This is a genomic window from Hamadaea flava (genome assembly GCF_024172085.1).
In the GTDB taxonomy this organism is placed as follows: Bacteria; Actinomycetota; Actinomycetes; order Mycobacteriales; family Micromonosporaceae; genus Hamadaea; species Hamadaea flava.
This window is the reverse complement of the sequence record NZ_JAMZDZ010000001.1, coordinates 2,998,946-3,020,749: the sequence shown is the minus strand read 5'-3', so window position 1 is coordinate 3,020,749 and position 21,804 is coordinate 2,998,946. Positions and strand designations below refer to the sequence as shown.

At 70.2% G+C, this 21,804-nt stretch carries 25 protein-coding genes; 14 read left to right on the top strand and 11 right to left on the bottom strand.

Annotated features, from left to right (window positions below; all coding sequences use genetic code 11):
* Positions 1 to 25 precede the first annotated feature (25 nt).
* Complete coding sequence (locus HDA40_RS14110) at positions 26 to 1,831, top strand: right-handed parallel beta-helix repeat-containing protein (RefSeq protein WP_253755800.1); 1,806 nt, start codon at positions 26 to 28, stop codon at positions 1,829 to 1,831.
* On the opposite strand, the gene HDA40_RS14105 is transcribed toward HDA40_RS14110, so the two are convergent.
* From HDA40_RS14105 to HDA40_RS14095, 3 genes are all read right to left on the bottom strand, one after another.
* Positions 1,774 to 2,283 carry an NUDIX hydrolase gene (locus tag HDA40_RS14105; protein WP_253755798.1) on the bottom strand — a complete coding sequence of 170 codons (510 nt, stop codon included), beginning with the start codon at positions 2,281 to 2,283 and terminating at the stop codon, positions 1,774 to 1,776. The two genes, HDA40_RS14110 and HDA40_RS14105, sit on opposite strands and share 58 nt — an antisense overlap.
* A 168-nt stretch (positions 2,284 to 2,451) precedes the next feature.
* Complete coding sequence (locus tag HDA40_RS14100) at positions 2,452 to 3,003, bottom strand: dihydrofolate reductase family protein (RefSeq protein WP_253755796.1); 552 nt, start codon at positions 3,001 to 3,003, stop codon at positions 2,452 to 2,454.
* A gap of 69 nt (positions 3,004 to 3,072) precedes the next feature.
* Positions 3,073 to 3,540, bottom strand: a complete 468-nt coding sequence (locus HDA40_RS14095; RefSeq protein ID WP_253755794.1) for a MarR family winged helix-turn-helix transcriptional regulator — start codon at positions 3,538 to 3,540, stop codon at positions 3,073 to 3,075.
* Between the two features lie 93 nt (positions 3,541 to 3,633).
* On the opposite strand from HDA40_RS14095, the gene HDA40_RS14090 reads away from it, so the two are divergent.
* Together HDA40_RS14090 and HDA40_RS14085 are read left to right on the top strand one after the other, a co-directional pair.
* Entirely contained in the window at positions 3,634 to 4,530 is an 897-nt protein-coding gene (locus HDA40_RS14090; protein WP_253755792.1) for an N-acyl homoserine lactonase family protein, read from the top strand.
* Positions 4,531 to 4,642: 112 nt separating this feature from the next.
* Positions 4,643 to 5,566 (top strand): lysophospholipid acyltransferase family protein, encoded by a 924-nt coding sequence (locus HDA40_RS14085; RefSeq protein WP_253755790.1) that lies wholly within the window; start codon positions 4,643 to 4,645, stop codon positions 5,564 to 5,566.
* Here the strand turns inward: HDA40_RS14085 and HDA40_RS14080 are convergent.
* Entirely contained in the window at positions 5,563 to 6,291 is a 729-nt protein-coding gene (locus tag HDA40_RS14080) for a CehA/McbA family metallohydrolase (protein ID WP_253755788.1), read from the bottom strand. The two genes, HDA40_RS14085 and HDA40_RS14080, sit on opposite strands and share 4 nt — an antisense overlap.
* Positions 6,292 to 6,394: 103 nt before the next feature.
* Entirely contained in the window at positions 6,395 to 7,144 is a 750-nt protein-coding gene (locus HDA40_RS14075) for an SDR family NAD(P)-dependent oxidoreductase (RefSeq protein ID WP_253755785.1), read from the bottom strand.
* A gap of 118 nt (positions 7,145 to 7,262) precedes the next feature.
* On the opposite strand from HDA40_RS14075, the gene HDA40_RS14070 reads away from it, so the two are divergent.
* The 5 genes from HDA40_RS14070 (at position 7,263) to HDA40_RS14050 (ending at position 12,892) form a co-directional block, all read left to right on the top strand.
* Positions 7,263 to 7,913, top strand: coding sequence for a DUF2975 domain-containing protein (locus HDA40_RS14070; protein WP_253755783.1), 651 nt, complete (start codon positions 7,263 to 7,265; stop codon positions 7,911 to 7,913).
* Positions 7,913 to 8,140, top strand: coding sequence for a helix-turn-helix domain-containing protein (locus HDA40_RS14065; protein WP_253755781.1), 228 nt, complete (start codon positions 7,913 to 7,915; stop codon positions 8,138 to 8,140). The genes HDA40_RS14070 and HDA40_RS14065 overlap by 1 nt, the downstream gene beginning before the upstream one ends.
* A gap of 36 nt (positions 8,141 to 8,176) precedes the next feature.
* Positions 8,177 to 8,650, top strand: a complete 474-nt coding sequence (locus HDA40_RS14060) for a carboxymuconolactone decarboxylase family protein (protein WP_253755779.1) — start codon at positions 8,177 to 8,179, stop codon at positions 8,648 to 8,650.
* A 200-nt stretch (positions 8,651 to 8,850) separates the two neighbouring features.
* Entirely contained in the window at positions 8,851 to 11,895 is a 3,045-nt protein-coding gene (locus HDA40_RS14055) for a ligand-binding sensor domain-containing protein (RefSeq protein ID WP_253755777.1), read from the top strand.
* 142 nt (positions 11,896 to 12,037) lie between these two features.
* Positions 12,038 to 12,892, top strand: a complete 855-nt coding sequence (locus tag HDA40_RS14050; protein WP_253755775.1) for an alpha/beta fold hydrolase — start codon at positions 12,038 to 12,040, stop codon at positions 12,890 to 12,892.
* On the opposite strand, the gene HDA40_RS14045 is transcribed toward HDA40_RS14050, so the two are convergent.
* The gene (locus HDA40_RS14045) at positions 12,855 to 13,319 is read right to left on the bottom strand and encodes a hypothetical protein (protein WP_253755773.1); all 465 of its coding nucleotides are present in this window, start codon (positions 13,317 to 13,319) and stop codon (positions 12,855 to 12,857) included. The genes HDA40_RS14050 and HDA40_RS14045 overlap by 38 nt on opposite strands.
* A 64-nt stretch (positions 13,320 to 13,383) precedes the next feature.
* On the opposite strand from HDA40_RS14045, the gene HDA40_RS14040 reads away from it, so the two are divergent.
* The gene (locus tag HDA40_RS14040; protein WP_253755771.1) at positions 13,384 to 14,334 is read left to right on the top strand and encodes a helix-turn-helix transcriptional regulator; all 951 of its coding nucleotides are present in this window, start codon (positions 13,384 to 13,386) and stop codon (positions 14,332 to 14,334) included.
* 97 nt (positions 14,335 to 14,431) lie between these two features.
* Positions 14,432 to 15,223: a hypothetical protein gene (locus HDA40_RS14035; protein ID WP_253755769.1), complete on the top strand. Its 792-nt coding sequence runs from the start codon at positions 14,432 to 14,434 to the stop codon at positions 15,221 to 15,223.
* Positions 15,224 to 15,227: 4 nt separating this feature from the next.
* Here HDA40_RS14035 and HDA40_RS14030 read toward each other — a convergent pair whose 3' ends face one another.
* The 4 genes from HDA40_RS14030 to HDA40_RS14015 are packed head-to-tail and all read right to left on the bottom strand — an operon-like array spanning position 15,228 to position 17,276.
* Complete coding sequence (locus HDA40_RS14030) at positions 15,228 to 15,845, bottom strand: class I SAM-dependent methyltransferase (RefSeq protein ID WP_253755767.1); 618 nt, start codon at positions 15,843 to 15,845, stop codon at positions 15,228 to 15,230.
* Positions 15,846 to 15,859: 14 nt separating this feature from the next.
* On the bottom strand, positions 15,860 to 16,324 hold the full coding sequence (locus HDA40_RS14025) for a hypothetical protein (RefSeq protein ID WP_253755765.1): 465 nt from the start codon (positions 16,322 to 16,324) through the stop codon (positions 15,860 to 15,862).
* Complete coding sequence (locus tag HDA40_RS14020) at positions 16,321 to 16,818, bottom strand: RNA polymerase sigma factor (protein ID WP_253755763.1); 498 nt, start codon at positions 16,816 to 16,818, stop codon at positions 16,321 to 16,323. Before HDA40_RS14020 ends, HDA40_RS14025 begins: the two co-directional genes overlap by 4 nt.
* Positions 16,815 to 17,276: a hypothetical protein gene (locus HDA40_RS14015; RefSeq protein ID WP_253755761.1), complete on the bottom strand. Its 462-nt coding sequence runs from the start codon at positions 17,274 to 17,276 to the stop codon at positions 16,815 to 16,817. The genes HDA40_RS14020 and HDA40_RS14015 overlap by 4 nt, the downstream gene beginning before the upstream one ends.
* Positions 17,277 to 17,476: 200 nt before the next feature.
* On the opposite strand from HDA40_RS14015, the gene HDA40_RS14010 reads away from it, so the two are divergent.
* The 4 genes from HDA40_RS14010 to HDA40_RS13995 are packed head-to-tail and all read left to right on the top strand — an operon-like array spanning position 17,477 to position 20,854.
* Positions 17,477 to 18,310, top strand: a complete 834-nt coding sequence (locus HDA40_RS14010; RefSeq protein WP_253755758.1) for a hypothetical protein — start codon at positions 17,477 to 17,479, stop codon at positions 18,308 to 18,310.
* 5 nt (positions 18,311 to 18,315) lie between these two features.
* The gene (locus tag HDA40_RS14005; protein ID WP_253755756.1) at positions 18,316 to 19,287 is read left to right on the top strand and encodes an ABC transporter ATP-binding protein; all 972 of its coding nucleotides are present in this window, start codon (positions 18,316 to 18,318) and stop codon (positions 19,285 to 19,287) included.
* Complete coding sequence (locus HDA40_RS14000) at positions 19,284 to 20,123, top strand: ABC transporter permease (RefSeq protein WP_253755754.1); 840 nt, start codon at positions 19,284 to 19,286, stop codon at positions 20,121 to 20,123. The genes HDA40_RS14005 and HDA40_RS14000 overlap by 4 nt, the downstream gene beginning before the upstream one ends.
* Before the next feature lie 20 nt (positions 20,124 to 20,143).
* Positions 20,144 to 20,854: a helix-turn-helix domain-containing protein gene (locus HDA40_RS13995; RefSeq protein ID WP_253755752.1), complete on the top strand. Its 711-nt coding sequence runs from the start codon at positions 20,144 to 20,146 to the stop codon at positions 20,852 to 20,854.
* Here the strand turns inward: HDA40_RS13995 and HDA40_RS13990 are convergent.
* On the bottom strand, positions 20,819 to 21,703 hold the full coding sequence (locus HDA40_RS13990) for a hypothetical protein (RefSeq protein WP_253755750.1): 885 nt from the start codon (positions 21,701 to 21,703) through the stop codon (positions 20,819 to 20,821). The genes HDA40_RS13995 and HDA40_RS13990 overlap by 36 nt on opposite strands.
* Positions 21,704 to 21,804 lie beyond the last annotated feature (101 nt).

The window sequence follows — 21,804 nt, the reverse complement described above, 5'->3', positions numbered from 1 at the left end:
GGCCAGTCTGGAAAGGCGAACGGAGATGCGCCCACTACTCCGATGGAAACTGCCCATGGCCGCGGTCATGGGTACGCTCGCGGCAGCGGCGACAGTCGTGATCGGACTGTCCAGTCCGGCCGTCGCGGCCACCCTGTTCAGCGACGACTTCAACGACGGCAACGCCAGCGGCTGGAGCACCAGCGGCGGGACCTGGTCGGTGGTCACCGACGGCACGCCCGCGTACCAGCAGAGCGGCACCAGCTCGGATGCGCGGGCTCGAGCCGGCACGAGCAGCTGGACCGACTACACGGTGACCGTGAACGTGAAGCCGACCGCGACCAACGGCACCAACCGTTTCGTGGCGGTGCTGGCCCGGGCCCAGTCGTCGACGAGCTACTACTACCTCGCGCTGCGCAGCAACAACACGGTCGAACTGAAGAAGCTCGTCAGCGGTTCCTCCACGACCCTGGCCTCGGCTTCGCTGACGTTCACCCTGAACACGACGTACGCGTTGAGCCTGCAGGTCGCCGGCAGCTCGTTGCGGGGCACCGTCAACGGCGGCACCGTCCTGACGGCCACCGACACGCAGTTCGCCAGCGGCCAGATCGGCGTGGCGACGTACTACGCCAGCGCCCGGTTCGACGACGTCGTGGTGACCGACGCGGCCGGCCCGTCGCCGAGCGCGACGACCGGCAGCCCGACCAGTTCACCGACGAGCAGCCCGACCAGCAGCCCGACGGTGAGCCCCACGACCAGTCCGACGACCGGCGCGGTCTACGTGGCGCCGGGCGGCACTGACAGCGCGGCCGGCACGCAGGCCAACCCGACGACGCTGACCTCGGCGCTGACGAGGATCGCGGCGGGCGGCACGATCTACCTGCGCGGCGGCACCTACAACTACTCGTCGACGGTGACGATCGCCCCCGCCAACAGTGGAACCTCCAGCGCCCGCAAGACGCTGTCGGCGTACCCGGGGGAGACGCCGGTGCTCAACTTCTCCGCGCAGACCGAGGACTCGGCCAACCGGGGCCTGGCGCTGAACGCGAACTACTGGCGGGTCTACGGCCTCGTCGTCGAGCGGGCCGGCGACAACGGCATCTTCGTCGGCGGCAGCAACAACATCATCGAGCGTACGGTGACCCGGTTCAATCGGGACACCGGTCTGCAGCTGTCCCGGATCGCCTCCGACACGCCGCAGGCGCAGTGGCCGGCGAACAACCTGATCCTCAGCGCCGAGTCGCACGACAACGCCGACTCCGACGGGGAGGACGCCGACGGCTTCGCGGCCAAGCTCACCGTCGGCTCCGGCAACGTCTTCCGGTACGCCGTCTCGCACAACAACATCGACGACGGCTGGGACCTGTACACGAAGACCGACACCGGCCCGATCGGCGTGGTGACCATCGAAGACTCGCTGTCCTACAACAACGGCACGCTGAGCGACGGCAGCCAGGCCGGGGCGGGCGACCGCAACGGCTACAAGCTCGGTGGCGAGGACATCGGGGTGAACCACATCGTGCGGCGCAGCATCGCGTACCACAACGGTAAGCACGGCTTCACCTACAACAGCAACCCGGGCTCGATGACGATCTCGAACAACGTGAGCATCGACAACGCCGAGCGCAACTTCAACTTCGACGCCGGAACGTCGGTGTTCCGCACCAACACGTCCTGCCGGTTCAGCAGCGGGACCAACGACCGGATCATCGGCGACTCCGACAGCTCCAACCAGTTCTGGAGCGGCACGAACGGCTCCCGCTGCACCACCTACAGCGGCGCGCTGGGCTGGTCCTACGCCTCGGACGGCCACCTCGTGGTGACCTTCCACGGCGTCGTCGTCACGCCGTAAGCGCCTAACGCCACAGTGAGGGCGGCGATGCTCCGGGCATCCCGGAGCACGCCGCCCGCCATCGCTTCAGCGAGGCTCGCAATCGGCAGCGGCACGACTTCGATGTCCACCTCGTCCGGGTCGCCGGGCGGCCGCTCCGCGAGTTCGATCAGGTCCGTGGCCAGGAAGACATGCATCCGCTGATTCATCCACCCCGGCGCGGAGAACAGGCACGCGACGAACTCGCAGTTCCGCGCCTCGAAGCCGGTCTCCTCGGCCAGCTCCGCGAGCGCCTGCTCGCGCGGGTCGATCCCGGCGGGGATCTTGCCCATCGGGACCTGCAAGACCCGCTCGCCGACCGCCGGCCGGAACTCGCGGATCAACACCAGCTCGGTCCCATGGACGGCGACGATCGCCACGACGTCGGGAGTCATCTGGTACGCCGGACGCACTGCCCCGATCTCATCGCTCATCGGGCAGCCCATCGGGACGGCTCAGTCCCAGGAGACGCAGGAAGCGTGCGGACTTCGCTCGGCGCGGTGCCGCCAGCCCCGGCGGCTAGGTTGATCTCCGGAGGCTGGCGTACGTTACCGGGCTGCGGAAAGGTCGCTGGCATTCCGGAGATCACTTCGCAGACTGGGTCAGGCGCGCTCGTACTGGTTGATGACGATGCGGCCGTCGGCCACGGCCGAGTTCACGAGCCGCAGGTTGAGCCGGTCGGTCGGGTGTGCGAAGAGCGGGCGGCCGCCGCCGAGCACGACGGGGTGGACGGCGACGTGGTATTCGTCGATCAGGCCGTGCTCGGTGAGCGCCGCGGCCGCGCCGATGCCGCCGGTGAGCAGCAGGTCCCGGCCGTCCTGCTGCTTGAGCTCGGTGACGGCCTCGGCCTCGACCACGGCGGTGGTCCAGTCGTCGCCGGCGTACGTGCGGGACAGGACGATCTTCGGGGTGGCCCGCCAGAACGGCGCGAATCGCGCCACGTGCGCATCGTCGGAGATCTGTTCGGCGGTCGGCCAGAAACCGGCCATCATCGCCCACACCACCCGGCCGAACAGCAGTGTGTCGACCCGGTCGTCCAGCTGTTCCGAGTACGCCGCCAGCTCCGGTCCCATGACGGGCCAGTCGAACTCGCCGTTCGGCCCGTCGACGAACCCGTCGACCGAGGTGTGCACCCAGTAGATGACCTTGCGCATGATGTCGGCTCCTTCCAGCCCTACCAATTGTTCGCTGTCGAACCTGGGTCGGAGCCGGAACGGGGTTCTCTACATCCGCGCCGAAGATCTTTTCCGGAGGGCGACGGCGTCCCCGGCGGGCTGGCCAGCGACCAGCGTACGCAGGAACGTGGCGGCCGTGGCGAGTTCGCGAGCGGAGCCGGCCGCGGCCAACATGCGGTGGAGTTCATCCTCGATCGCGGCGACCTTGCGGGCGAGGCGTCTGCCGGCCGGAGTCAGGCTCAGCTCGACCTGCCGCCGATCCTGTTCCCCCGGTACGCGACGCACCAGTTCCGCGCTCACGAGCCGGTCGACGAGGCGGCTGGGGTTGGTGCCGCTCTCGCAGACGAGCAGTTCGCCGAGGCCGGACAGGGTGAGCGGCTGCCGGTCCTCCAGCAGGCGCAGCACTTCGGCCTGGGCGGGAGTGATGCCGTGCGGGCGGAGCGCCTGGGCGAGCTGCCGGTTCCCCTCGCGCTGGGCGGCCAGGATCAGGTAGCGCAGTTCCTCAACGGGTGTCACGGCATTAGATTACACGACATGTATTTGTGAGGGCCGTCTCACTCTCCCCGGCAATGTGTGACACGACATCTAATGACGCGTAACGTAACCCTCATGAGTCTCATCGGCACGAAGGCAGGCGACATGAAGGCAAGCGACATGAAGGCAGGCGACATGAAGGTCTCCGTCATCAGCACCGGCAGCGTCCAGATCCGCCCGCAGCACGTCGGCCCGACCCGCCAGCCCACCTACCTCTGGCTGATGGTCACGGCGCGCGACTGGACACCGCCGCGGCCCATCAACGCGTACGTGATCGAGCACCCCGAAGGCGTGGTGCTCTTCGACACCGGGCAGGACATCGCCTCGACCACCGATCCGGCGTACTTCCCCGGCGGTCCCACCCGGTACATCTACGACCGGCTGGCGAAGTTCGACATCTCGCCTGATCAGACGCTCACGGCGGCCCTGCGACGGCTCGGGCACGGACCCGGCGACGTGCACACGGCGATCCTGTCCCACCTGCATCAGGACCACATCGGCGGACTTCCGGAACTGGCCGGATCCCGGATTCTCGTCAGCGCCACCGAATGGGACGACATGCGAAAGCCGTTCGCGGAGCAACGCGGCTTTCTGCGTACCCATATAGAGGTGCCAGGGCTGCGCTGGGAGCGAGTGGCCCCCGAGGCGCTGGGCGACGCGGAGCTGGCGCCGTTCATGACCGGGCACGACGTGTTCGGTGACGGCGCGCTGATCGTGCTCCCGACCCCTGGGCACACCGCGGGTTCGCAATCCCTGCTGGTACGCCGTCCCGGCCGCGCGCCGCTGCTGATGGTCGGGGACCTCACCTACGACGCGGACCTGCTCGCGGCCGGGGAGATCCCGGGCGTCGGCGACCGGAGGGCGATGCGGGAGGCCGTGGCGATGGTCAACGAGTTGCGGCGGCGCATCCCGGATCTGGTCGTGCTGCCGGCCCATGATCCCGGTGCGGCGCAACGGCTCGCCGCCGCCTGAGCCGGACGTGATCAGGGTTCACCAGCAGGTCATCCAGATTTCCGGGCATCGGCATCCCTCGGTACGCCAGGTCGCAGAGGCTGGACTTCCCGATACGTAGGGAGACCGTGCGGTGTCATCCGTGTACTGGCTGGCGCGCTCGGGCATCGCCGTCGTGGGAAGAACGCCGCGCCGGTTGAGGCATGGTCTGGCCTCCACCGTCACCTCGGCGAGCTACCTCGGCTGGCGGTCCAAGCGCCGGATCACCCAAGAGAACATGGCGAAGGTCCTCGATCTGCCGGTCGCCGATCTTCGCGTGAAACGCGCCGCGCTCGCTTCCTGGTTCAACTACGGCCGGACGGCGGCGTCGCTGATCTGCCTGCCCTACCTGGACATGCGCGACGTCGAGGCCACCTCGCAGGACCTGACGCAGGGCACGACCGGGGACATGACGTGGCAGGACTGCGTCGCGACGGCGATGGCCCCGGGCAAGGGCGCGATCATCACCACCGGCCACTTCGGCAGCTGGGACCTGGCGGGCGCGGTCGCCGCCCGCCACGTCCCGCTCTCAGCCATCGCCGACACCTTCAAGGACCCACAGCTCAACAGCCTGCTCCAAGGACATCGGCGAGAAAAACGCGTCGACATCATCCCGATCTCCAACGCGGCCCGCCGGGCCATGGCGGAACTGGTCGCGAGCCGGGCCGTCGCCATCGTCATCGACCGGCCGGTCACCCGGGAGCGCGGCGTCGAGGTCACGTTCTTCGGCCGGAAGACCTACGTCCCGATCGGCTCCGCCGCGCTGGCGGTCAAGACCGGTGCGGCCATCCTGCCGGGCTATTGCTGGTACGCACCAGACGGCGGCTACTACATCCGAGCGTTCCCGCCGATGTTCCCGCGACCGGTCGGTGACACCGCGGAACGGCTGCGCGAAGTGCAGCGCCTGACCCAGTACATGTTCTCCTGCCAGGAGGAAGTGGTACGGCACAGCCCTACGCAATGGTTCATGTTCCGCCGGTTCTGGCCGCCGGAGCCGGCGGCCATCGCGGCCGTCTAACACTGTTGTGCGCTCGCTTCGCGGCGGCGGCGCAGCATGCGGCGTGGCGGGTCCACGAACCAGCTCCATGCGCACTGCGCCACGTACGCGCCCGGATTGAGCCGCTGGGGCTTCTGCTCCTGCCCGCCGGCCCGGGTGGTCCGCCCGATGACCGCGGCGCGCAGATCCGCCGCGGTCGCCCCGGTGAACTGCGTGTACCCGGCTCCGACGTGCTGCCAGAAATGGGCGTCGCTGGAACCGATCTCGGCCAGCCCCCAATCCGCGTTCGCCGTACGCACCGCCGCCCGCTGCGAAGCGTTCGCCGGGCTCGGGTTGTAGATCTCGATCCCGTCGATCTCATAGCCGGTGCTCAGCAGTTCGTCGATCTTCCGGCGACCCAGGCTCGGCACGAGCCTGCCGAACGGGTGCGCGACGACGACGAGCCCGCCCTGCTCCTTGATGGCGTCGATGCTCTCCTGCACCGGGCGCATGGGCTTGGGCGCTTTGCGTACGAACAGACCAAGGAGGTGACCGCTGCGGGTGGTGACCTCCACTCCGGCGATCAGCTGGATCGGCGACGCGGCCTCGGCCAGCACGTCCTCGACTCGGCGTACGCCGTCGAGGTGGTCGTGGTCCGTCACCGCGATCACCGACAACTGCTTCTCGACCGCCGTACGCACCAGCCGGGCCGGGCTGATCCAACCGTCCCCGAGGTTGGTGTGCAGGTGGAGGTCGGCTCGACTCACGGTTCCCTTTCGCGTCCCCTTCGCGGCAGATCATGGTTATGGATGCTTCCCGTGCCGGTTGAAGCCTGCGTAACCGTGATCTGCAGCCCATGGGTCGGCGGGGTTACGTCCGGAGGTAGGAGGCGCCGTTGAGGTCGATGATCGTGCCGGACGCCCACTCGGCCAGCGGCGAGGCGAGCCAGTGCACGGCGGCCGCGATCTCCTCGGGCCGCGCGACCCGGTCGAACGGGCTCTGCGCGCGGACCGCCGCTCCGGCGGGCGAGGCGAGGTATTCGGTGACCATGTCGGTCTCCACGAAGCCCGGCGCGACGGCCGCGACGGCGATCCCGTGGCGGCCGAGTTCGACCGCGAGCGACTGCGTCAGCGAGTTCAGTCCCGCCTTGCTCGCCCCGTACGCCACATGCTCCGGCTCGCCCCGGAAGGCGCCCCGCGACGTGATGTTGATGATGCGCCCGCCCTTGTCGCGCATGTGCCGGGCGGCGCACCAGATCGCGTTGGCCGGGCCGACGAGGTTGGTGTCCAGCGTGCTACGCCACTGGTCCTGCCAGTCGGCGTACGAGGTCTCGAAGACGGGATGCGGCGCGTAGACCCCGGCGTTGTTCACGAGGACGTCGAGCCCGCCGAGCGCTTCGGCCGCGCCGTCGACCACCGCGCGTACGGCGTCAGGGTCGGCGAGGTCGCCCTGTACCACCACGTGACCTTCGCCCGGCAGCGTCGTGCGTACCTGTTCGGCCTGGTCGGCCGACCCTCGATAGTGGACGGCCACGCGGTCGCCGTCGCGGGCGAACGCCTCGGCCACCGCCCGTCCGATTCCGCGGGAGGCTCCGGTCACCAGAATCGCGCGTCCAGTCATGCCGGTGATCATGCCGCAGGGACGGCCGCGGTCTGCAGACGGCTTGACGCGGTGAGAGCGGCGGCATATCGTTTCTCGATATCCATATCGTTTTTCGATACTCCGGGGAGGGTGTGTCATGGAAGAGCGGAAGTGGGGGAACTGGCTGCGCGGGCTGGGGGCGATCGCCACGTTCGTGCAGATCGCGGCGCTGTGCGTCGCGGTCGCGGTGCTGGTCATCGCGTTCATCCCGAAGTCGCCGGTCGCCGTCGAGCTGCCGACGTCCCTGCTGCCGGCGTCGCTGTCGTCGTTCGCGTCGCCGGCTGGGTCGCCGGATGCGTCGCCGGATGCGTCGTCGGCGGCGAAGGTCGTGCCCGGCGTCGAGATCGATCCAGAGGGCACCGTGATGGTCCGGGTGACCGATCCGTCCTTGGCGCAACGGCTGCTGTATCTGGTGACGGTCCTGCCGGGGCTGCTGCTCATCGCCGAGATCGCCCGGCGGCTCGCGGGGTTGCTGCGGATCGCGCGGGAGCAGGACCCGTTCTCGTCGCGTACGGCGAAGGACCTGACCGTGCTGGCGAAGATCACCGCGTTCGGCGGCGCCGGAGCGTGGGCGGTCGCGATCGTCGCGCTCTGGGTGCTCTCGACGACGGTCCTGCGCGACGGCGGGGCGTTCGTGTCGACGCCGCCGTTGCTGCCGTGGGTCTTCGTGGCGTTCATCTTCGCCGGGTTCGGTCAGCTCATCGCGCGCGGCGTAGCGATGCGGACCGAGCTGGACACGGTGATCTGATGGGGGAGTCGGCCGAGCATCGCATCGAGGTCCACCTCGACGAGGTGCTCGCGGCGCGGGGGATGACGCTGGTCGAGTTGTCGGCGATCGTCGGGGTGACGGTCGCCAACCTCTCGATCCTCAAGAACGGCCACGCCCGCGCCGTACGCTTCAGCACCCTGACCGCGATCTGCGACGCCCTCGACTGCAGCCCCGGCGAGCTGCTGACCGTGACCAAGCCCACGTGATGTCACAGCCGGACGGCGCCGTCTCGTCTCGAGGGCATGGAAGCACGATTGAACCTCACCGAAAGCCCGGTCGCGGCCAAAGTCCTGCGGCACTTCTACACGGCGGCCAAGACCCTCGCGGACTCGAATCTGCCGGCCGCGACGCAGAACCTGGTGATGCTGCGGGCCAGTCAGATCAACGGCTGCGGATTCTGCACCGACATGCACTTCAAAGATGCGATCCACATCGGAGAGACACCGGTACGCCTCAACCTCGTCGCGGCCTGGCGGGAGTCGACGGTGTTCACCGAGGCCGAACGGGCCGCGCTGGAGCTGACCGAGGAGGCGACCCGGATCGCCGACGGAGCCGGCGGAATCGGCGACGACGTGTGGGACCGGGCCGCCAAGCATTACGACGACGAGCAACTCGGCCTGCTGGTACTGGTGATCGGGCTCATCAACGCGGCGAACCGCATGAACATCGCCGTGAAGCAGCCCGCCGGCGACTACCGGCCGGGCCAGTTCGGCTGAGCCCGTCCCTGCCTAGGGCCAAGCACACGGCCGTGCGGAGGGCGGATCAGGGATCTGGGCCGAATCTCGGCGGAAGATTCGACGCGGATCCCTGATCCAGCGAAGACGGGAAGAAACTGACGGCGGTCATTGACTACCGGTCTAGACCGGAATATCGTCCGTCCATGCTTCGTCATCGACGTCGTTCGTTTCTTGCCGGATTGCCGGCACTACTTCTGGTCGTGGCCGCCACCGTCGTAGGTGGAGTGAGCCCGGCACGGCCCGCCCAAGCGGCCGGTCCGTATCCGAAGTCGATCGACCTGGGCCGCCCGCCGGTCAAGGGGGTGACGGCGGCGGGTGGTGAGACGGCGCGCATGTCCGACGGCAAGGTCCGGACGTGGCTGGCGATCAGCGGCGCTCCGGCCGAGGGCGATCCGGCGTACCTGGCCGAGGTCGACCCGTTCGCCGGGAAGATGGTCGCCCGGTATCCGCTGGGCGGAGCCGAAGGCGCCTGGGGTGTCTCGGTCACCGCGGACGGCAAGTACGTCTACGTCACGACATACGGCGAAGGCCATGCGTTTCGGCTGACCTACACCGGGCGTACGCTCACCGACCTGGGAGCGCCCTCGGCGGGGACGAGCTTCCTCTGGGAGGGCGACACCGACGACCAGGGCAACCTGTGGGTCGGCACGTTCCAGGGATTCATCAAGCCGGCTCCGGCGGGCCTCCTGACGAGCTGGTCGCCGGGGTCGAACTGGACGACCCGCGACAGCTTCGGCGACACCTATAAGTACGTGCGCTCAGTCGAGTACGCCAAAGGCAAGGTCTACGCGGGGCTCGGGCAGTTCACGCGGTTCGTCCGGTACGACCCGGCGACCGACACCCATGTGGACATCCCACTGCCACCCGGCGTTCCGAACGACATGTACACCTATCAGCTCGACGACGCGGGCGACTACCTTTACGTCTACTTCGTCGGCGGGACGTCGTCGGCGAAGGCGTGGCTCTACGACCTGGTGACCCAGCAGTGGGTCCGCGAGATCCCCGGGTACGCCGGTCCGACCGTCTCCGACGAGGGCAGCGACGGGCTGACCTACCTCGCGATGTCGGGTGAGCTGGTGGGCTACGACGCCGACACCGGGGCGGTGACCCACACCGGCTTCGGCATGGGCGCGCCGAAGGGCATCCAGCGCGTGGTGGACCCGGCGACCGGGCACGAGATGGTGGTGTCCGGGCAGGCCGACGGTTCGATCCTCCGCTACGACCTGGTCACCCACACCGGTTCGGCGGTGAACTGGGTCGACGTCGGCTTCCAGCCGGTGCTGACCTCCTTGCGCTCGCTGGGGATCGGTCCCAACGGCTGGGCGTACCTGGGCGGGTATTTCGCGGGCGGCTTCGCCGGGTACGACCCCGACGCCGAGGCGTGGCACGAGTACCGCTGGGCGCATCAGGCCGAGGGCATGGCCAGCCACGGCCGCAAGCTGTATCTGGGGGTATACCCCAACGGCGCGCTCTACGAGTACGACCCAGCGTTGCCGTTCGACTCCGCCAATCCGCGCAAACTGTTCGACCTGCAAAGCTACGGTCAGGAGCGGCCCTGGACGGTGATCTCGGCCGGGAAGTACGTGGCGGTCGGCACCAGCCCGAAGAACTCCCAGACCGAAGGCGCGGTCACGCTGTACGACCCGGCGACGGGTGCGGTCCGCGTCTTCAACGGCATCGCGGGCGCGGGCGAGATCAGCTCGCTCGTCTACAAGAACGGGGTGCTCTACGGCGGCACGCTGAACTGCTGCACCATCGCGCCGCAGAGCAGCGGCAAGATCTTCGCCCTCGACGTCGAGACCGGAACGAAGCTCTGGCAGGCCACGCCGCTCGCGGGTGAGCTGGGCGTCAACGGGCTGGCCTTCGGCTCCGACCCCAACGTCCTCGTCGGCGTCACCGCGGGCAAGGCGTTCCGCTTCAACGTCACCACGCGCCAGCTGCTCAGCAGCACGACGCTGGTCGACTACACCTGGACCACGAGCTTCAACCCGCGCGCGGTCAATCTCACGTTCGACTCGCGGGACGGCTACCTCTACGGCACGGCCGTGGGCACCTTCCTCAAGCTCAACCCCACCACGCTGGTGAACTCGGCGCCGGCCGGCATGAAGGGCGGCCTGTTCGCGGCCTCGAGCAGCAGCGGCCGCAAATTCGCCACCCAGTCCGTCGCCGTGGGCACTCACACCGAGAACCACCTCATGATGACCCAGTGGTACGGGCGACCGGCCGCACCGGTCATGTTGTCCGGCGCCACGAGCGACGCCACGATGAGCCGCTGGACCTCGACGATGACGGCGTTCCAGTCGGGCCAGGGCTGGATCCAGGGTTCCGGGTACGACCTGTCGAAGGTGGGTGACCGGCTGGTCTCCGGCGACTTCACCTGCGACGGCGTCGACGATCTCGCGGTCGGCTTCGACACGGGCGGCGCGCTGCGGTTCGACGTCTGGGACGGCACGGCGCTATCGGCCGGGCCCAAGGTCTGGGGGACAGCGGCGGTCACGCCGTCATCGGTGGGCAACCGGATGGCCGCCGGGGACTTCGACGGCAACGGCTGCACCGACCTCGCGCTCTTCGAGGCCGTCAGCGGGACGACCGGAGCCCGGATCCACCGGTTCCTGTCCGACGGGACGGCGCTGACGAAGACGACGTCCGGCGACTGGAGCGTGGCGAGCGGCTACGACCTGGCCAACGTGGCCGGCCGCTTCGCTGCCGGCGACGTGGACCGGGACGGTCGCGACGACTTGATCACGGCGTACTCGTATGGCACGTATTTCCGATTCCATGTCTGGAACGCCGCGACTGGCTACAGTGGACCCAACGGCTATTACCAGTCCGGCGGATTCGATCTCAACAATGTGGCGGACCGGATGGTCGTCGGGGACTTCGACGGTGACGGCGACGACGAGCCCGCACTGTTCTACACGTACGGGGGCAGTCACGCCCGGCTGTTCCGGTGGACGGCGAGCGGTACGCAGTTCACCCTGGCCAGCCCGGACTGGGAGGTCACCTCCGGATACACCCTCAGCGAAGTAGGCAATCGGATGGCGGTCGGAGACGTCGACGACGACGGACGCGAAGACGTCATCGTGGCGTACGACTATGGGCCTGATTTCCGTTATCACGTCTGGCTGAGCGGATGGTCCTACACCGGCCCGGCGGGCTGGTACGACTCCGGAACGTTCGACGTGGACCTCGCCGGCGGCCGAGTGGTCATGGGCGTCTGGTGATCCCGCCGGCCCGGCCTCCCCGGGGTCGTATGTCGTCGCCGACGCGGTACGCCTGCTGCGGGCAGCGCTGACGGCGGCGCGGTCACCACGGATGTCCTGGGCGGCGAGGTTTCGGCCTCGCTGTCCAGGGCACACCGTCGGCATGCGGGAACGTCATTCTCAGCTCACCGTCGGCGACGCCTCGATCCACGTGGTCGAAGCGGGTCCGGCCGGCGCGCCCTCGTTCGTGCTGCTGCACGGCTGGCCGGAGAGTTGGCCGGCCTGGCGGCCCGTGATGGCTCGGGCCGAGCCGGACGCCCACGTCGTCGCGGTGGATCTGCCGGGCGTGGGCGAGTCCAGCGGATCGACCGGTGGTACCAAGCGTGACCTCGCCCGGACCGTGCACGAGCTGGTCATCACGCTCGGGCTCGAGGATGTCACGCTCGTCGGGCACGACGTCGGCGGCATGATCGCGTACACGTACTGGCGGATGTTCGGCGACCTGGGCCGGGCGGTGATCATGGATGTCGCCGTTCCTGGCGTGGACCCCTGGGCCGAGGTCGAGCGCAACCCGAGGATCTGGCACTTCGGCCTGCACCAGGTTCCCGGGTTGCCGGAGGAACTGGTGCGCGGCCGCCAACGCGCGTACTTCGACTTCTTCTACGACGCGTTGGCGGCCGACCCCGCCCGGATCGAACCCGAGACCCGCCGGGCGTACGCCGCCGCGTACGCGTCCGACGCCGCCCTGACGGCGGGTTTCGACTGGTATCGCGCCTTCCCCGACGACGCGAAGGACAACGCGGACACCACCGAGGTACGCACGCCGCTGCTCTACCTACGCGGTGACCACGAACCCGGCGACCTCGACGCGTACGCCGCCGGCCTGCGCGAGGCCGGAGCATCCACTCTGGAGTGCGCCCTGATTCCCGGCGCCGGTCACTTCGCCCCCGAGGAAGCGCCGGACGCCGTCTGGTCGACCGTCAGCCGGTACGCCGGGCGAACTCGGCGGTCCAGTTGACCTCCCAGGTCTGACCGCCGTCCGGCGAGAACGACTGTTCCCAGCGCGGGTGCTCCGGGTCCACGGCCGTCCACCGGTAGCGGACCCGGATGGCCTGACCGTTCCAGGTGTCGTCGCACTCGAAGGTGCCGACGTTGTCCTCGAACCGGCCGACGACCGGCTCGTCGAGCATGCCGCCGGAGGTCTTGGACGCCCACCAGATCCGCCAGGTCTTCTCGTCCGGGTTGTACAGCCGCAGCGTGATGCCTTCGAGATCGCGCTCCGGCGATCGCAGGACGTCGAAGACGCCGTTGCCGTCCAGGAGCACCTGGCAGTCCAGGGTCGCGTCGAATCCGTACCACTCGTCGCTTCCGTCGAGGATCTTGACCAGGCGACGCTGGTGGCTGGTCCAGGCTCCGGTGAGGAAGTCGAAATCCGTGTTTCGCATGTCTGGAGACGTTAGGGGCGTACCCCTGACATGTTCTGTCAGTGGTTTGCGGGAGACTGAGATCGTGCGAGCCGATCGTCTTGTCGCCCTCCTGCTGCTGCTCCAGTCGCGGGGGCGGCTCAGCGCGGCCCAGCTCGCGGCGGAACTGGGTGTCTCGGTCCGCACGGTCTATCGCGACACGGTGGCGCTGAGCACGGCCGGCATCCCGATCTACGCCGACCCGTCCGGTTACCAGCTCGTCGCCGGGTATCAGACCCAGTTGACCGGGCTGACCGCCGACGAGGCGCGCGGGCTGCCGCTGGCCGGGCTGCCGGGGGCGGCCGCCGCGCTGGGGCTGGCCGAGGCGGTCGCGGCCGCCCAGCTCAAGCTCACCGCCGCGCTCCCGCAGGCGCTGCGCGAACGGGCGACCCGGATGCGCGAGCGATTCCATCTCGACACGCCCGGCTGGTATCAGGACGCCGACAACTGCCCCTACCTGGCCGACGTCGCCGACGCCGTCTGGCAGCAGCACCTTCTCGACGTCGAGTACGAGAACTGGAAGGACGTCGCCCAGCACCGGCTCCAGCCGTACGGGCTGGTGCTCAAGGCTGGCAAGTGGTACCTCGTCGCGCACGCGCGCCGCGGTGTGCGTACCTTCCGGGTCAGCCAGATCCGGGCGCTGACCGTACTGGCCGAGCGGTTCGACTGGCCGGTCGGGTTCGACCTGGCGGCGTACTGGCAGGAACATATTCAGGATTTCCGCGCGCGGCTGCACCGCGGCGAGGCGCTGGTGCGGCTGGACCCGGCGGCGGTCGACAACGTGCGCCATTTCCTGGGCCAGGCCGTCGCGGACGCGGCGGCGGCCGGTGAGCCGCAACCGGACGGCTGGCTGCTGGCCCGCCTGCCGATCGAGTCGGAGACCCACGCGACCCGCGAGTTTCTGCGCCTCGGCCCGGTGATCGAGGTGCTCGAACCGCTGACACTGCGCGACCGGATCGCCGCCACCGTGGCCGAGCTGGCCCGCCTCTACCGCTGACCTCAGCTTTCGACTATCCGCCCTATGGCGATACGCACGGTGACCGCGGTCACCGTGCCCTCTCACGCTCCGTGATCTTCCTGTTACCGTTGGATCAATGACCGACTATGACGCCCTCGCCGACGTGGACGTGGAGTCGTTCGATCGGCACCTCACCACGCTCGAGAACAGCCATCCCGACCAAGGCGCCGTCGGCGTCCTCGCCCTCGACGTCGAACTGCGCACCGCGTACCGGCGGGCGCTGGTCGCCCGGGACGAGGCGGCGGCCTTCCTCGTCGACCGGTACGACTGGTCCTACTCCGACACCGCCAAGGCGACCTGCGGTCACCGCAGCCACGCCGAGCGCATGCACGTCGTGGTGGACTGGACGCGTACGCCGGACCAGCTGGAGCGCCCGGGTGTGCTGCTCACCCGCTACCAGCACCTGTCCGTACGCCTACGGCAGCTGATGACCCGGTCGCACACGCTCGCCACCCGTGCGCTGCCGAGCGCCCGGATCGAGCCCTACCTGCCCGATGATCCCGTCGAGCGGGTGGCGCACTGCGCCCAGTGGCTGCGCTTCCTCGACATGTACGCCAGCTCCACCCTCGCCGCCCGCCACCTTCACGGGGCGATCCTCGTCCGCCACCACCACTGGGGCCTCGACCACGTCGCGTCCATCGCGCGGGCCGACGCCGGGCAGATCGCGGTGGCCGGAACGGCGGCGCAGCACAGCCCACCATCCGATGCGGACAGTGCCCTGCTCCGGGAACTGGCCGGCGTAGGGGACGTGCTCGCCTACAACTCCCGGCGACTGTCCGCCGCCGGAGCCGAGGCGGTCCGCGACTGCCTGAACGCCGGCGTGCCGCGCCGGGTCATCGAGGCGTACGGCGGCGCACTCGCCGCCTGAGGCGTCACTTGCGGGCGTGGATGCGTTCGATGGAGCCCGCCTTGAGGCGTTCGGCCTCGACGACGTCGAACCCGGCTTGGCGTACCAGCGGAAGCTGACGGCGCGTGAAGTGTTCGCCGGCGGCGCGGATGGTGAGCCGTTCCAGGAGCCACTGACCGGCCCGGATGGGCGGCCAGGTGCTGCCGATGTGGTCGACCAGGAGCAGGTCGCCGCCGGGTCGCAGGACGCGCCGCATCTCGGCGACGGCGGCGGCCGGCCTCGGGATCGTGCACAGCGAGAACGCGCAGACCACGGTGTCGAACGAGTCGTCGTCGAACGGCAGGTGCTCGGCGTCGCCTTCCCGCAGATCGGCCGGCATGCCGAGGTCGGCCGCCCGGCGGCGGGCGTACGCCAGCATCTCCGGACTCAGCTCGATCCCGGTGACGGTGACGCCGGGCCGGTAGTGCGGCAGATTGCGGCCGGTCCCGATGGCGACCTCCAGCACCCGGCCCGAGGCCCGTTCGCCGAGCCATTCCCGGGCGCCGGTGAACCAGATCCGCTCGAACAGCTGGATCTGGCGGTCGTAGCTCGGCGCGGACCTGTCCCAGACCCGCTTCTGCCGTGCGGTCGGCGTCTCATCCATGGTTCCCCAGTGTGTCACCCGACCGCGCGGTCGAGCCGACCTAGCGCGCCGACGGCGGCCCGGCGTACGCCGAGAGGCATCAACGCGGCGCGTCCGGGGATGCGAATGCCGCCGGTCAACGCGACCCGCGTACGCCCGTCGGGCGCGGCGGTGGCTGCCATGCCGAGGAGCAGGAACCGGCTCTGCGCCCAGAACCACCCCGGCCGGTGTACGCCGATCAGCCGGGCGCGGAAGCCCCAGCGACTGCGGGCGAGGAGTTCGAGGTGCTCCCCGTCGCGGGCGATGACGCGTACGCGGTGCATGTCGGGTTCGATGAGGCCGAACGAGCCCTCGAAGTCCGACAGCACCGCCCAGACGTCGTCGAACGGAGCGGCGACGACCCGCTCGGTCACCGCGGCTCCGCGTACGCCCGCCGCGAGCGCCCGGAAGCGCGCGATCTCGTCGAGGCGAGCGGTCGGCCACTGTGGAGCGTCGCTCATTCGGTCCACGCCTTTCGGAAACTCGCCCGCGCTCGGGCGAGCCGGGATTTCACGGTGCCTTTGGGTACTTCGAGCATCGCCGCGACGGTCTGTTCGTCGAGGTCTTCCAGATCCCGGAGCACGAGGATCGCCCGGTGCTCCGGGGAGAGCCTGCGCAGCACGTCGTGGACGTCGGCGGCCAGCTGGGGATCGCCCCTGGCCGGAACCGAGGTCAGGTCGGCCGGCACGCCGCCGTCGCGCCGCGCGACCCGGACCGCTTCGCGGACGGCGATCGCCCGGACCCAGCCCCGCAGTGCCTCGGGGTGCGTGAGACCCCGCAGCCCCCGGAAGACCGCGATGAGCGTCTCCTGGGCGGCGTCCGGCCCGCCACCGAGCGCGATGGCCCCGCAGATCCGGCCGACGTACGGCGTGAGCCGGTCCAGCAGGCCCACCATGGCCAGGGTGTCCCCGGCCTGGGCCCGCCGGACCAGCGCCGGCTCGGACGAATCAGTCACAAGCGGAAGGCTCTCACCCGCATCGGCGTGCCGCCCCGGGCGACCCGGAACGCCACGAGCGCGAGCAGTGCGCACAGCGGCAGGTAGAGCAGCACGTTGAGCCAGCGGAAGACGGCTCCGTCCGTGGGACTGCCGAGGCCGACCGCCCAGGCGAGCCGGGGTGGCACCTGCACGGCCGTGCCCACGGCGACCGCCAGCGCGATCAGCCGGGCCAGTCGTCCGGTGCCGCGCCACAGCGCCACGGCCGCCACCGTCAGCGCGAGCGCCAGCGGAATCAGGATCCGCGCGGTGAAGGGCGCCGGAAAGCCCAGGACCGCCAGCGACAACGCTCGTTCGTCGACAGCGGGCCAGGTCGCCCCGGTCAGCCAGTAGACATGCAGCGCGGCGTCCACGCCCAGCACGCCGGCGGCAAGCCGCCTGGCCCAGCGCGTCCAATCGGTCGGCAACGTCTCGGTCACGGCCGTCTCTCCCCTCACGGTTCTCCGATGTCACCGATCCAGAGACGACTTGTACGCCGAAGGTTCCGCGTGTGACGCAGCGCACGCCGTGTGAGACTATACCTAGAACTACTATGCATCGCACTGCCATGCATGCTACTTCTAGGGGTAGTGCTCCGGCCGCTGGGCCGAAGCCGCCCTGCGAAAGGAGCCGAACCGTCATGCGCCATCTGAGGAAGGGCCTGCTGCGCAGCCCGGTGATCGCCGTGGCCGGCGTCGTCGCGGTACTGGCTGGAGCCGGTGTCGCGGGCGCGACCGACTGGCTGCCGGTCTTCCAGACCGAGCGGATCGCGCCGGTCAGCGTGTCCACAGCGGAACTCGTCCGGCTGCCGGACCTGACCGGTTTCGGCGAACTGACCGTGACGGAGAAGCCCGCCGTACGCGAAGTCGCCGGCGCCGCTGCGGCGCAGGCGGCCACCGGGCTGACCGTCCCGCGTGTGAGCGCGCTGCCCAAGGGGGTGCACGGCGTACCGGTGTACCGGGCGGGCGGCCGGGCGAGCGCGGAGTTCACCTTCTCCGCGGCGAAGACGGCGCAGACCCTGGCAGCGGCGGGCAAGTCGGCGCCACCGGCCCCGGCCGGGCTGGACGGCAGCCGGTTCCGGCTGGTCGCCGGGCCCGGGCTCGCCGCGACCTGGTCGACGTCCGGCTCGATGCCGTCGCTGATCGTGGCGCGGATGGTCGCGCCGACGGCGTACGCGTCGGGGATTCCGTTCGTCGCCGCCCGGGACTACCTGCTGTCCCTGTCGCTGCTGCCCCCGGAGGTCGCGGCGCAACTGCGTACCTTCGCCGGCGACGGCACGACACTGCCGTTGCCGATCTCGGCGGACTCGATGACCAGCTCGTCGGCGGACGTCGGGGGCGTACCGGCCACCGTCGTCACCACACGCGACGGGGTCCTGTCGGCGGTCGTGTGGACCGATCACGGCGTCGTCACCGCCGTGGCGGGATCGCTGAACGCCGACGAGGTGCTCGCCGTGGCGCGGGGACTGCGGTGACCGCGGTGACGACCGTGTCCGCCGCCGAGCCCACCTCGGTCGGCCAGTCGCCCGACGGCACCGCCGTCTGGTGCTCCGGCCTGCGCAAACGCTATCGCCGCCGACTCGCGGTGGACGGCGTCTCGTTCAGCGTCGGCCGGGGCGAGGTCGTCGGCCTGCTGGGACCGAACGGCGCGGGGAAGACCACGGTCATCAAGTCGCTGCTGGGGCTCGTCCGGCCGGACGCGGGGGAGATACTGCTGCTGGGCCGACCGGCGACCGAGCCGCCGGCCCGCGCCCGTGTCGGCTACCTGCCCGAACTCTTCCGGTACCAACCCTGGCTCACCGCGGCCGAGGTGGTCGCGTTGCACGTCCGGCTCGCCGGGATCGGCGTACCGGTGGCGGAGCAGGACGCCTGCCTGGCCACGGTCGGCCTCGGCGATCGGCGGCAGGATCGGGTCGGCGGCTTCTCCAAGGGCATGCAGCAGCGACTCGGGCTCGCCCTGGCCCTCGTGGCCCGTCCTGAGCTGGTGGTGCTCGACGAGCCGACCAGCGCCCTGGACCCCCTCGGCCGCGCCGACGTCCGGGACATCGTGCTGGAGCTGAAGGCCCGGCAGGTCGCCGTCCTGCTCAACTCGCACCTCATCGGCGAGGTCGAACGGGTCTGCGATCGCGTGGTCATCCTCGACCACGGCAAGGTCGCCGCCGCCGGTACGCTCGCCGACCTGCTCGGTCAGCGGGAACTGCGACTCCGGCTCACCGAGGTGAGCGAGGCGGCGTACGCGCGGCTCGCGGCCACCGGCCGAGTCGTGCGGACCGCCGACGACTACGCCCTGGAACTGCCGGGCGACACCGACGTCACGGCGGCCGTGCCGGACCTGGTGACCGCGCTCGTCGGATTCGGCGTACGCGTCCACGCGGTCGACCTCGGCCGGATCAGTCTCGAACAGCGGCTGCTGGACATTCTGCGTACCGGGAACGGCGAGGAGCCCCGATGACCGTCCACACTGTCCTGACCATCGCCGCCCTGACCCTGCGAGAGGTGGCTCGCCGCAAGGTGCTGCGGGCGCTGGCGGTGCTCACCGTCATCCTGTTGACGCTGAGCGGCTGGGGCTTCTCCCGGATCGACGCCGAGTTCGGCGGGCTCACCAGCGGCGAGGCCCGGATCGCCAGCGGCGTGGTGCTCAACCTGGTCATGTTCGGCCTGAGCCTGATCGCCGCGCTCGGCACGGCGTTCCTCGCCGGGCCGACCCTGTCCGGGGAGGTCGAGTCGGGCATCGCGCTGGCCGTTCTCGCCCGCCCGGTCCGCCGCTTCGCGGTCCTGCTCGGCAAATGGCTGGGCCTGGTCGTGTTCGGCTGCGGGTTCGTGATCGCGGCGGGCCTCGCCCAGCTGCTCATCGTGCGGTTCACCGTGGGCTACTGGCCGCCGCAGCCGGTCGTCGGACTGCTGCTGCTCGCCGCGCAGACGACGGCGCTGCTGACGCTGGGTCTGCTGCTGTCCACCGCCGTCTCCCCTATGGCGTCGGGGATCGTCGCGGTCGGGCTGTTCGGTTCGGCCTGGGTCGCCGGCGTGGTCGGCGGGATCGGGCAGGCGCTGAACAACGACAGCGTCGCGCGGGTGGGCTCGGTGTCGCAGATGATCCTGCCGACCGACGGTCTGTGGCACGGCGCCATGTACGCCTTCCAGGACCCCGCCCTGCTCGGGCCGCAGATGCTCGGCAGTCCGCTGGTCAGCCAGGCACCGCTGACCGGGGCGTACCTGGGTTGGGCAGCGGTATGGGTGGTGCTGGTCCTCGGCCTCGCCGGGCTGGCCTTCCAGCGGCGGGACCTCTGACGCCGCGTTACGGTCGAGGCATGTACGCCGAGACCCCGGCCCGCCTCGGAGTCCTCACTCCGTGGGTCGCGTGCACTTGGGTGCGTCGCGTACCGGCGGCGGCCGGGGTCTCCGCGCTCGTCGTGCCGGACGGCTGCGTCGATCTCCTCTGGATGGACGGGCGGCTGCAGGTCGTCGGCCCGGACACGCGTCCCCGGGACGTGCCGCTGACCCCGGGCACGTCGATCGCCGGCATCCGGCTGCGGCCCGGGGCGGCTCGCCTGCTCACCGGCAGTACGCCGGTCTCGGCGCTGACGGACGAGCAGGTGGACCTGACCGACCTGTGGGGCGGTACGGCGTACAAGCTGATGGAGCTGATGGAACGCGAGCCGGAAGCCGCCCGTGTGCTGGAGGAGACGCTGGCCCGGCGCGTCGCGCGGCACGCGCCCGAGCCGCTGGTGATGGCCGCGGCGCGGGCGCTCGATCAGGCCGAGCCGCCGCCCGTGCCGAGCCTGGCCGCGGACCTGGGGGTGTCCGAGCGCAACCTGCGCCGCAAGGTCGTCGCGGCGGTCGGCTACGGGCCCAAGACGCTGGAGCAGGTGCTGCGGTTCGGGCGGGCGAGCCGGGCGGCGGCCGACGGCGTCGAACTCGCCCGCGTGGCGCACGACGCCGGGTACGCCGACCAGGCGCATCTGAGCCGAGAGGTACGCCGCTGGTCAGGGCAGCCGGTTCCACGCCCGCAGGGTGTGTAGCCGCTCGATCGTGACGCCGGGCCGGGCCTCGCTCTCGGTGGTGGGCGCCCAGCGCCGCCAGCTGATCTGCCAGCCGCCGTCCGGCTGCTGATCCGCAACCAGCCTGTCCAGACTGGACGACATCTCGGCGTCGGTGAACCAGTGCGCGGCCACACTCTCGGGCCTCGGCGCGAAGTCGTACGGGTAGTGGAACTCGGTCTCCGCATAGCCGGGGACGACCCGCTGCCCCTGGAACAGCTCCTGCTCGCGGACCAGTTCGCCGAGCCGGTCGGCCGCCTTCGCCGCGCGTACGCGGTCGGGCACGTGGTCGAGGAACACCACGCAACAGTGAACTTCGTAGGGATGGGTGGTGGTCATCGCGTCGAGCCCAGCCCAGCAGAACTCCGTCGCGGCGGTGAGCCAGGGCGCCGTCACACCGTGCTTGAACAGCAGCCCGGCGATGCGGGCGGTCGGCAGCAGCCCGCCCTGCGGCTCGGTCGGCGGCTCGATCCACGGCGGATGCGGAAAGTCGCGCATCGTAGGCAGCAGCGCCGGGAGGCCGCCGTCCGCCGCGGCGTGTCCGCCCAGCCAGCGGATCATCGGCTCGGCCCGCTGTTGGTCCAGTGCGTCGATCTCGTCCAGCAGCCGCAAGGCGGTCATGACCGTGAGCGGCTGCGGCAGCGGGCCCTTGATGTCCGGTTCCAGGCCGTACGCGTACGCGCCGTCAGCGGTTTCGTAGGCGGCCAGGGCTGCTTCGACTCCCTCGCTTGCGCTGCTGCCGTGAAGGAAGTGCTCCAGCCGGCGCTGATCGAGTACGCGGCCGGTCAGCCAGATGAAGTCGGCTGCTCGGCGTACCTGCGAAGTGCTCATATGCCCACCGTAAGCAGACCGGCAGGGGTCGTCTTGAAGGAATCGGCCAACCAGCCCTGGGGCCTTGCGTTGATCTAGGCGAGGAATGGCTGCCAGGGCGA

Excerpts from the sequence above, each read along its gene's own strand:
- HDA40_RS14070 (WP_253755783.1), top strand. The coding sequence starts at position 7,263 with ATGGAAGAGCGGAAGTGGGGGAACTGGCTGCGCGGGCTGGGGGCGATC.
- HDA40_RS14035 (WP_253755769.1), top strand. The coding sequence starts at position 14,432 with ATGACCGACTATGACGCCCTCGCCGACGTGGACGTGGAGTCGTTCGAT.
- HDA40_RS14000 (WP_253755754.1), top strand. The coding sequence starts at position 19,284 with ATGACCGTCCACACTGTCCTGACCATCGCCGCCCTGACCCTGCGAGAG.
- HDA40_RS14050 (WP_253755775.1), top strand. The coding sequence starts at position 12,038 with ATGCGGGAACGTCATTCTCAGCTCACCGTCGGCGACGCCTCGATCCAC.
- HDA40_RS14090 (WP_253755792.1), top strand. The coding sequence starts at position 3,634 with ATGAGTCTCATCGGCACGAAGGCAGGCGACATGAAGGCAAGCGACATG.
- HDA40_RS14025 (WP_253755765.1), bottom strand. The coding sequence starts at position 16,324 with ATGAGCGACGCTCCACAGTGGCCGACCGCTCGCCTCGACGAGATCGCG.
- HDA40_RS14075 (WP_253755785.1), bottom strand. The coding sequence starts at position 7,144 with ATGACTGGACGCGCGATTCTGGTGACCGGAGCCTCCCGCGGAATCGGA.
- HDA40_RS14045 (WP_253755773.1), bottom strand. The coding sequence starts at position 13,319 with ATGCGAAACACGGATTTCGACTTCCTCACCGGAGCCTGGACCAGCCAC.
- HDA40_RS14010 (WP_253755758.1), top strand. The coding sequence starts at position 17,477 with ATGCGCCATCTGAGGAAGGGCCTGCTGCGCAGCCCGGTGATCGCCGTG.
- HDA40_RS14110 (WP_253755800.1), top strand. The coding sequence starts at position 26 with ATGCGCCCACTACTCCGATGGAAACTGCCCATGGCCGCGGTCATGGGT.
- HDA40_RS13990 (WP_253755750.1), bottom strand. The coding sequence starts at position 21,703 with ATGAGCACTTCGCAGGTACGCCGAGCAGCCGACTTCATCTGGCTGACC.
- HDA40_RS14100 (WP_253755796.1), bottom strand. The coding sequence starts at position 3,003 with ATGCGCAAGGTCATCTACTGGGTGCACACCTCGGTCGACGGGTTCGTC.
- HDA40_RS14065 (WP_253755781.1), top strand. The coding sequence starts at position 7,913 with ATGGGGGAGTCGGCCGAGCATCGCATCGAGGTCCACCTCGACGAGGTG.
- HDA40_RS13995 (WP_253755752.1), top strand. The coding sequence starts at position 20,144 with ATGTACGCCGAGACCCCGGCCCGCCTCGGAGTCCTCACTCCGTGGGTC.
- HDA40_RS14030 (WP_253755767.1), bottom strand. The coding sequence starts at position 15,845 with ATGGATGAGACGCCGACCGCACGGCAGAAGCGGGTCTGGGACAGGTCC.
- HDA40_RS14060 (WP_253755779.1), top strand. The coding sequence starts at position 8,177 with ATGGAAGCACGATTGAACCTCACCGAAAGCCCGGTCGCGGCCAAAGTC.
- HDA40_RS14105 (WP_253755798.1), bottom strand. The coding sequence starts at position 2,283 with ATGAGCGATGAGATCGGGGCAGTGCGTCCGGCGTACCAGATGACTCCC.